General features: G+C 69.4%; 7 protein-coding genes and 1 pseudogene. 6 read left to right on the plus strand and 2 right to left on the minus strand.

Going from position 1 to position 8,261, the window contains the following annotated elements:
- Positions 1-5 precede the first annotated feature (5 nt).
- A complete protein-coding gene (locus WH07_RS39705) occupies positions 6-227 on the plus strand; it encodes a hypothetical protein (protein WP_157877327.1) in 222 nt (73 codons plus the stop codon).
- 96 nt (positions 228-323) lie between these two features.
- Here the strand turns inward: WH07_RS39705 and WH07_RS11020 are convergent, their stop codons facing one another.
- Positions 324-989 (minus strand): hypothetical protein, encoded by a 666-nt coding sequence (locus tag WH07_RS11020; protein ID WP_046498705.1) that lies wholly within the window; start codon positions 987-989, stop codon positions 324-326.
- A gap of 214 nt (positions 990-1,203) precedes the next feature.
- On the opposite strand from WH07_RS11020, the gene WH07_RS11025 reads away from it, so the two are divergent.
- The 4 genes from WH07_RS11025 to WH07_RS41075 all read left to right on the plus strand — a co-directional run bounded on the left by WH07_RS11025 (position 1,204) and on the right by WH07_RS41075 (position 6,119).
- Entirely contained in the window at positions 1,204-1,464 is a 261-nt protein-coding gene (locus WH07_RS11025) for a hypothetical protein (RefSeq protein ID WP_046498710.1), read from the plus strand.
- 703 nt (positions 1,465-2,167) lie between these two features.
- Complete coding sequence (locus WH07_RS41070; protein ID WP_232788821.1) at positions 2,168-2,818, plus strand: recombination directionality factor; 651 nt, start codon at positions 2,168-2,170, stop codon at positions 2,816-2,818.
- Between the two features lie 268 nt (positions 2,819-3,086).
- The gene (rsgA, locus tag WH07_RS11035; protein WP_046498714.1) at positions 3,087-4,247 is read left to right on the plus strand and encodes a ribosome small subunit-dependent GTPase A; all 1,161 of its coding nucleotides are present in this window, start codon (positions 3,087-3,089) and stop codon (positions 4,245-4,247) included.
- Between the two features lie 279 nt (positions 4,248-4,526).
- Entirely contained in the window at positions 4,527-6,119 is a 1,593-nt protein-coding gene (locus tag WH07_RS41075; protein ID WP_046498717.1) for a DNA-3-methyladenine glycosylase 2 family protein, read from the plus strand.
- Between the two features lie 159 nt (positions 6,120-6,278).
- Here WH07_RS41075 and WH07_RS11045 read toward each other — a convergent pair whose 3' ends face one another.
- The gene (locus tag WH07_RS11045; protein WP_046498720.1) at positions 6,279-7,280 is read right to left on the minus strand and encodes a helix-turn-helix domain-containing protein; all 1,002 of its coding nucleotides are present in this window, start codon (positions 7,278-7,280) and stop codon (positions 6,279-6,281) included.
- 419 nt (positions 7,281-7,699) lie between these two features.
- Here WH07_RS11045 and WH07_RS41080 point away from each other — a divergent pair.
- A pseudogene (locus WH07_RS41080) lies at positions 7,700-8,261 on the plus strand (hypothetical protein); the annotation flags it as partial.

The raw sequence follows: 8,261 nt of genomic DNA on the forward strand, positions 1-8,261 counted from the left end.
CTCTGATGTTCCATATCACCAAACCGATATTTCACGTTCTGCAGCCTGCTGTTGCCCTCCGTCCTGATCGCTGTCGAGGCATCGGCCGGGTTGATCGTCAGCGCGCTGCGCGGGGCATCCTGAATGACTTGGTCGGGTATCTCAAGGACGATGCGTTCGTGGACAAGACGGCTGAGGTGGCCGGGATCGTGAGCAAGGCGTCCCAGGATTACGTGGCGGTGCGATAGCACGCTCCACAGCGTCGAAGCCCCTTGCCCAGGGGTGGGCGAGGGGCTTCGTACGGGAGTGCTGGCCGCTACATGGGCGTAGCACGTGGTCGTGGGCTACGCCGCTGTCCGGTGTATGACGGCCGGCTGCACGGCGGGCGGTCGTTCGAGGAAGAGTCGGCGGCTGGTGGCGTTCTGGGCGGCGGCGAAGGCGAGTGCGAAGACCTTCTGGCGTTCGAGGCCGTAGGCGATCATGCGTTCGTTCCAGAGGCTCTTGTCGAACTGGCTGTGCACGGATTCGGCGTCGCTGCGGTAGGGGTAGAGCTGCTGGTGGGTGAGGGTGCCTTCGGGGATCTGCTGGAGGTGTTCGGCACGGTGGAAGCCGCGTTCGGTGTCGCTCTTGATTCTGCGGCCGGTGTCGGGGTTGGTGCCGGTGCGGTCGTCGGGGGTGGTGGTGATGGCGACCGGGACGCGGTGGGAGTGGGCGCCGTGGCGGCAGGGGATGTGGAGCAGGTGGTACCAGCGTGACTTGGTGACGCCTTTGCGGTGTTCGAGGCGGGTGATGGGAACGGGCAGGAGGGTGCTCGTGCCGTCGTCGAGGAGGACGCGCTCGGCGATGCGGCCGTCGGCGCACCACAGGTCGTGGCGGCAGCGGCCCGGGCGCAGGAGTTCGTAGGCGCGGGGGACGGCGGAGCCGTGCTGTAGGTTGATGACCAGGAGGCCGAGGCGGGCCAGGGCGTCGCGGTGCACGCCGTGGAAGGCTCCGTCGTAGGCGACGCCCATGCAGCCGGGCAGGATGCGGCCGAGCTGGGTGAAGGCGCGTACGGCGACGGCGGCTTCGTCCTCGTAGTCGCCGCCGGCGACGTGCCGGACGCTCAGGATGACGCGTCGCCAGTAGCCGTCGTCCCTGGCAGAGGCGAAGAACCACTTCGTTCCCCGTGTGGCGGTTTTCTCCTTCTCGCCGTTCTCGAAGTAGAGCCGGGCGGGGATCGACGCGGTGTTCGCGTATCTCGCCGGTGACGGGGTCGATCGTGACGCGCTGTTCCGCCTTGGACGGAGGTTTGGGGACGGTTGCGTCGCCGACGAGGAGCTGGCGGCGCTCGGGCTTGGACCAGTTGCGTACGGCGTCCGGCGGGAACAGGCCCTGCCGCAGGGCCTGTTGGACGGCTTGCTGCTCGAAGAGGTCCTGCATCAGGTCGATGTTGGGGGCCAGGATGCGCTCCTCCGCGTCCAGGTACTGGCCGCGGTTGGGCGGTGAGTCGGGCAGCCGGGCGGCGGCGGTGCGTCCGGAGTGCCGGCGGACCGAGGCGCGCAGGGAGCGCCACTGTTGGGGGTCGAGAGAGCCAATGGCGGAACGCTTGGAACCGGTCATGGTCATCAGGGCGGAGATGAGTACGTACACGACGGCCGGATACTCGCGCGGCCGACCGCGGTTGGCCCGGGCGGGCAGGAGTTCGGCCATCTCGTAGAAGAGGGGGTCGTCGAGGCAGTCCGTGATCCGCTGCTGCCGGTTGCGCTGGTCGCTGTCGCGCAGCTGGCGTTTTCTGGAGGGGCGCAGGGCCTGCGGGAGGGCGTCGCTGAATGTGTCGTCAGGCACCGGGCTCCTCCTGGCCGTCAGTGTCTGGCGGTCTCGCTCACCCGAAGGTGTGGCTATGTGCGGCCAGAGTGCGGCCGGACGCCTTTGGATGAGGTAACACAGGGCGTCACGCCGGAACCGTCCCCATGTGTTCTGATCAGGCAGAACGGCATCCGGCAACACAAGCCGGAACTAGGCATCACGAATCCCCATGGTCTCGTAATGTGTAGGTCCGGATTGCTCCTACACCTCAATTGCGGCTTCGCCAAGCGCCTCGGTCCACGGGATCCTCGGACAGCATCTGCCGCTCTACCGAAGGATTGTTGTGGCTACTTCGCTGTATGAGAGCATCACGCCTCCGCGTTCATCTGCCCGGGAGAGGGGCGTGGGAAACGCGTGCGTAGGTCAATTCCACGCGGCGCGACAGCAGGGTGGTAACCCACTAGCTCTGTCGTCCTGGTGCATCACCACCGGTGATCGAGCGGTGGCGGATGCTCTGGTTGACCTATACGGCGGTTCTGCCCAGGAATCGAAGACCGGAAGTGATTTCGGCGTAGAAGTGCTGACGTGCTGTGACCGTATACCGGTTGTTTTGCGGGGTGGGCGGTCTGTTTCGTTCCACATGGTTCTGAGGGCAGGAGAAGAGCTCTTTCATGTCTGTGACGGGAACAGGTTTCTTACGCCGGCAGATAAGCGCGGCGCGTTCTGTGGTTGCGCTCCGACATTCCCGGAACGCAAGGCTGCTGCCTGGTCCGGCCGTGGACCCAGGCCGGAGGTCCGGATGGATTTCTTGCTGGCCGATCTGCCCGAGGCGGGCCCTTTCTTCTTGGTCTCGTCCTCGTGGGAGCTGGCCGAGTCGCTTGGCAGTCTGGCTGGTGCGCTCGATGAAGTGGAGGGGCCGGCGCTGTGTGCCCTCTCGCTTCAGTTGGTGGAGTTTTCGACGTTGTCCGGTGCTCGGGTGAGCTATCGGCGGCCGGTGGTTGAGATTGAGGGGCGGGCAACTGGCGTGTTGGGTGAGATGACGCTGGCTGCGTGACGGAGGCAGGAAAATGGCTCGCGGCGGTCGGTGGGGTCCGGCTACGGTGGGCCATGGCCGGGGCGGTGCCGTAACGGGGCTGTGCCGGGGCGTTGTCGGACCGTTGAGGAAGCAGGAGGTGAGGACATTGATGACTGTCATTGCGCTGGGTGCTGCCCAGGTTCAGAGGCTCATCGTTCCCATTCCTGTGGTTTCCGGCTGACGATCTCTCCTTCCTTCGTGCCTGGTCGGCGCGTGTGCCGGGGCCACCTCTGTGAAGGGTTTCCCCTTGTCTTTCTCTTTTGCCTCTTCTGAGGCTTGCTCGGCTTCGCATCCGCTCGCCCCGTACGGCTGGGACGAGGGCTGGGAGGCGGAGTTCGTGCCATACGCCCGGCAGGGGCTGTTGCCTGGCCGGGTTGTGCGGGTTGATCGCGGGCAGTGCGATGTGGTGACCGCGGATGGTCTGGCGCGTGCTGACACGGAGTTCGTGGTGCCGCGTGATCCGATGAAGGTGGTGTGCACCGGGGACTGGGTCGCGGTTGATCCGTCCGGTGACCCGCGGTATGTGCGGACGCTGCTGCCTCGGCGTACGGCCTTTGTACGGTCGACGTCTTCGAAGCGTTCCGAGGGCCAGGTGCTGGCCACTAATATCGATCACGTCGTCATCTGTGTGTCGCTCGCGGTCGAGTTGGACCTTGGGCGGATCGAGCGGTTCCTCGCACTCGCGATGTCCAGCTCTAGTGGTGATGCGCTGCTGCGTACGTCGGCACTCTCCTGGGAGAGCGGTGCGCTGCCGCTCATCGTGCTGACCAAGGCCGATCTCGTCGGGGACGCCTCCGTACTCGGCCATCTCGTCGACGACGTCATGACCACCGCGCCCGGCGTGCAGGTGCTCGCGGTCAGCGCGGCGACGGGGGAGGGGATCGAAGTGCTCTCCGCCGTGCTGTCGGGCGGTACGAGTGTGCTGCTCGGGGTGTCCGGCGCGGGAAAGTCGACGCTCGCCAACGCGCTGCTCGGCGACGAGGTGATGGATGTGCAGGCCACCCGCGACGTCGACGGCAAGGGGCGGCACACCACCACGACCCGCAATCTCCTCGCCATGCCCGGCGGCGGGGTGCTGATCGACACGCCCGGACTGCGGGGTGTGGGGCTGTGGGACGCGGAGACCGGGGTCGGCCAGGTCTTCTCGGAGATCGAGGAACTGGCCGGGCAGTGCCGGTTCCATGACTGCGCCCATCTGGCCGAACCGGGGTGCGCCGTGCTGGAGGCGGTGGAGGACGGTTCGCTGTCCGTACGCCGGCTGGAGAGCTACCGCAAGCTCCTGCGTGAGAACCAGCGCATCGTCGCCAAGACCGACGCCCGGCTACGGGGTGAGATCCGGCGCGAGTGGAAGCGCAAGGGCGCGGAGGGGCGCGCGGCGATGGAGGCCAAGCGCGGGCGGATGCGGTAGGCGCCCGCGCAGGCCCGCAGTCCGGTAAGCGGTGAGCGCCCGGCCCCGGCCTGCCAGGGGCGATCGGCGTGGGGGCGGCTCGGCAAGTGGGGCCTTTCGGCGTACGGGCCAGGCCGGCGCGGCCCGTACGCCGAGCGGGGCCGAATCGGTCCGGGTGGAATCGGTCCGGGTCGACTTGGCCCGGGTCGACTCGGCGCGGGCCAGTGGGTGAAGGCCAGGAACGTGCTGTCCGAAAACCGCGAGTGACCGGGGCGGTACCGGCGCACACTGGATCCTGTGATGGACGAGGAGACCAGATACGAGGCGGTCAGCAGCCGTGACGCGCGGTTCGACGGCGCGTTCTTCTTCGCCGTCGAGACCACCGGCATCTACTGCCGGCCGAGCTGTCCCGCGGTGACCCCGAAGCGGGAGAACGTACGGTTCTTCCCCACCGCTGCCGCCGCCCAGGGCAACGGTTTCCGCGCCTGCCGCCGCTGCAGGCCGGACGCCGTTCCCGGGTCGGCGGAGTGGAACGTACGCGCCGATGTCGTCGGCCGCGCGATGCGGATGATCGGCGACGGGATCGTGGACCGGGAAGGGGTGCCGGGGCTGGCCGGACGACTCGGCTACAGCGCCCGGCAGGTCCAGCGCCAGCTCAACGCCGAACTGGGCGCGGGCCCCGTCGCCCTCGCCCGTGCCCAGCGGGCGCACACGGCGCGGGTGCTGCTCCAGACGACCGGGCTTCCGGTCACGGAGATCGCGTTCGCGGCGGGCTTCGCGAGTGTGCGCCAGTTCAACGACACGATCCGGCAGATCTACGCCCGTACGCCGAGCGAACTGCGACGCGAGTCCGGAACCGGCGTCAGGAGAACGGCGGCGGCGGCGCGGGTGGCGGTATCGGCACGGAGCGCGGGGTCGGGCCGGGCACGCGTCGACGACGGGGGACCCGGCGTCGATGGCCGCGTCACACGCGGTGGGTCCGACGACGGCCGGTCCGCCGGCTTCCCAACTGGCGACGCCCCAACTGCCGGGAATAGCGTGGCTGTTGGGCACCATGACGATGCACCGTCCCTGTCCCTGTCTCTGTCCCCGTCCCCGGACGTGCCTGCCCTCACCAGGATTCCGCTGCGGCTCGCCTACCGGGGGCCGTACGCCGCGCGCGAGGTCTTCGACCTGCTCGCCCGGGAGGCCGTTCCGTACATCGAGGAGGTGACCGGCGAGCCCGGGAACCGCACCTACGGCCGTACGCTACGGCTGCCCCACGGGCCCGGCATCGTCGGCGTCGACGAGGCGCTTCCGGCGGGCGCGGCGCAGGCCCGGGCCCGCAGTGGCTGGCTGGAGGCACGGATCCACCTCACCGATCTGCGTGATCTCACCACGGCGGTACAGCGGTTGCGCCGCCTCTTCGACCTCGACGCGGACCCGTATGCCGTCGACGAACGCCTCGGCTCCGACCCACGGCTCGCGCCCCTCGTTTCGGCCCGGCCCGGGCTGCGTTCGCCGGGGGCGGCGGAACCGGAGGAGTACGCGCTGCGCGCACTCGTCGGGTACGCGGCGGCGGGACGGCTCGTCGAACTGTACGGAGAAGACGTGCCGCAGCCGCGCGGCGGGCTCACCCGGCTCTTCCCGGAACCGGCGGCGCTGGCCGGAGATCCGGTGGCGGGCCCGCTCGCGACCGCGCTCGCCGACGGCACCGTACGGCTCGATCCCGGCGCCGACCGCGACGAAGCCGAGCGGTTGCTCCTCGCCGTACCCGGAGTCACCCCACGGACGGCCGCGCTGATCCGGATGCGGGCGCTCGGGGACCCCGATGTGGCACCGGAGGAGGAACAGGACGAGGAGGCGTGGCGGCCATGGCGGTCGTACGCGATGCGGCATCTGCGTATGAGGTGAGCACACGTGGGGTGAGCACGCGTCCGGGTGAACACATGGGTGCTGGGCATATGGACGCGTACACACGGAGGCCGAGCACATGTGGTCTGCGGACGTGTGCGCTGGGCATGTGTGTGGCGAGTGCCTATGTGGCCCGTGCCCATGTGCGGTGGACACACCTCACGTCCGCGTCCCCCGCGCCACCCACCCCCTCTCGTACGCGTGCCAGCCCAACTGCAGCCTGGTCGTCACCCCGCTCAGCTCCATCAGGCCCTTCACTCGGCGCTGTACGGTCCGCAGGCCCAGGTCGAGTTGTTTCGCCACGCTCGCATCGGTCATCCCGGCCAGCAGCAGGGACAGGATCTCCAGATCCGTGGCGTCAGGAGCGGGAGAACCGCCCTCCGCCACCGCGCCGTCCGCGCCGAGCCGTAGCGGCAGAGCGTCGCGCCACACCGCCTCGAACAGCCCCATCAGCGACTCCAGCAGCCCGCTCGCGTGCACCACCAGGACCGCGGGATCCGTCTCGCGCGCACCACGGCCGGTCAGCGGCACCATCGCCAGGTTGCGGTCCGCGACCACCAGCTTCGTCGGCACCCGCTCGGTGACCCGTACCTGCTCGTCGCGCCCGAGCGCCGCGGAGAGTTCGGTGATACCGGCCGGGAGCGAGAGCACCTCGCGTTCGATCACCACCCGGTACGCGACCCCGCGCGCCGCCGCACGCTCTTCTGCCTTGTTGTCGACGCCCGTCACGGCCACGGGCTTTCCCGTGACCAGTGCGCAGACCTCCTCGGTCGCGCCGAGCTGGAGTTGCAGAAAGCGGTGGGCCACCGCGCTCGCTCCCGTCACCACCTCGACCAGATCGTGCACGGCGGGCTCGGTGGCCTCGGCGCGGTACTCCTCGGCGAGCAGTACGGCGGCCAGTTCTGCCTGTTCCAGCTCATGGCGGTGCTGGGTGAGCAGCGCGCCGAGCGCGACAGCGGGCGGCGCCGCGACCCACCTGCCGGTACGGGACGAGGACTGCGCCGCCAGGCCCTGCCGCTCCAGCCCGCGCAGGGCCTGTTCGGTGTCCCGCTCGGGGAGCGCGAGCCGGTGCGCAAGATCGGCGACCTCCGCCGCGCCGATCGCCACCAGCGCGCGATACGCGGATTCCTGCCTCTCATCGAGACCTATCGCTGCCAGCACCCCTGCTCCCCTCCCCGGACACAACCCCGACCCGGAACACCCCGACCCGGAAACAACCTCGCTCCGGAAACAACCTCGCCCCGGACACAACCCCTGGTCCACCGCATGCCATGGCTGCCGTGGCGGATACCGGCCACGGCGTAAACCCGCCGTGCCACATCATCGCTGTTCGGTACGGCACTCTGCCAAGGTGGCGCCATCACAGCAGCAACAGACCCCGGTCATATGCCCTTTGGGTGCGGTTGGCCCGGATTTGCTCGGGACAGTGATGTGTGCGGACCTTGTGTCCGCGCACCGGCCCGCGCTGGACCTGTGATGTCCGCCGGACGTCCTTCCCGTGGGGGGTGGGGCCGTCCGGCGGACTTGAATATTTCTGGATGCCCCGTTTTCGCACCGCTGGCGCGGTCGAAGATAGGGGCATGAGTCAGCAGGGGCAGACGCCGGCAGGCGACGACTGGTGGAACCGGTTGTACGACGATTCCGCACCCGACACCGGTCCCGGCGCCCCTTCGGGGGACACGCTCGACGACCGCTTCGACTCGGCAGCGGGCACGGTGGGTACGGCAGGGACTGCGGGAACGGATGGGCGGGGTACGGCCGATACGCCGACGGAAGCGCCGGGTGCCTCGGATACGTACGGTACGTCGAGCGCGTCGGATCGGTACGGTGCGTCCAGCGCGTCGGATCCGTACGGTCCCGGCCGTGAGGGACGCGACGGGGGTCGCAGGGGCGACGGGGTCGAAGCGCAGCGGCCCCGGGCCTGGTGGGAGCAGGTGCCGGACGAGTCGGCGGCGGCGCCGCCGTACACACCCAGCGACGCGAGGTCGCTGCCGGGCAGTACGGGCGCCCGCCGCGCGGAAAGTCCGGAGCGACCGGAACGATCCGAGTCGCCGGAGCGGCCCGAACGCCCGGATCCCCGTACGCCGGAGACCGGTGCGAAGCCCGCCCCCGGACCCGCCGCTGGGCCCGCCACCCCTGGGC

The organism is Streptomyces odonnellii (genome assembly GCF_000981895.1).
Classification (GTDB): domain Bacteria; phylum Actinomycetota; class Actinomycetes; order Streptomycetales; family Streptomycetaceae; genus Streptomyces; species Streptomyces odonnellii.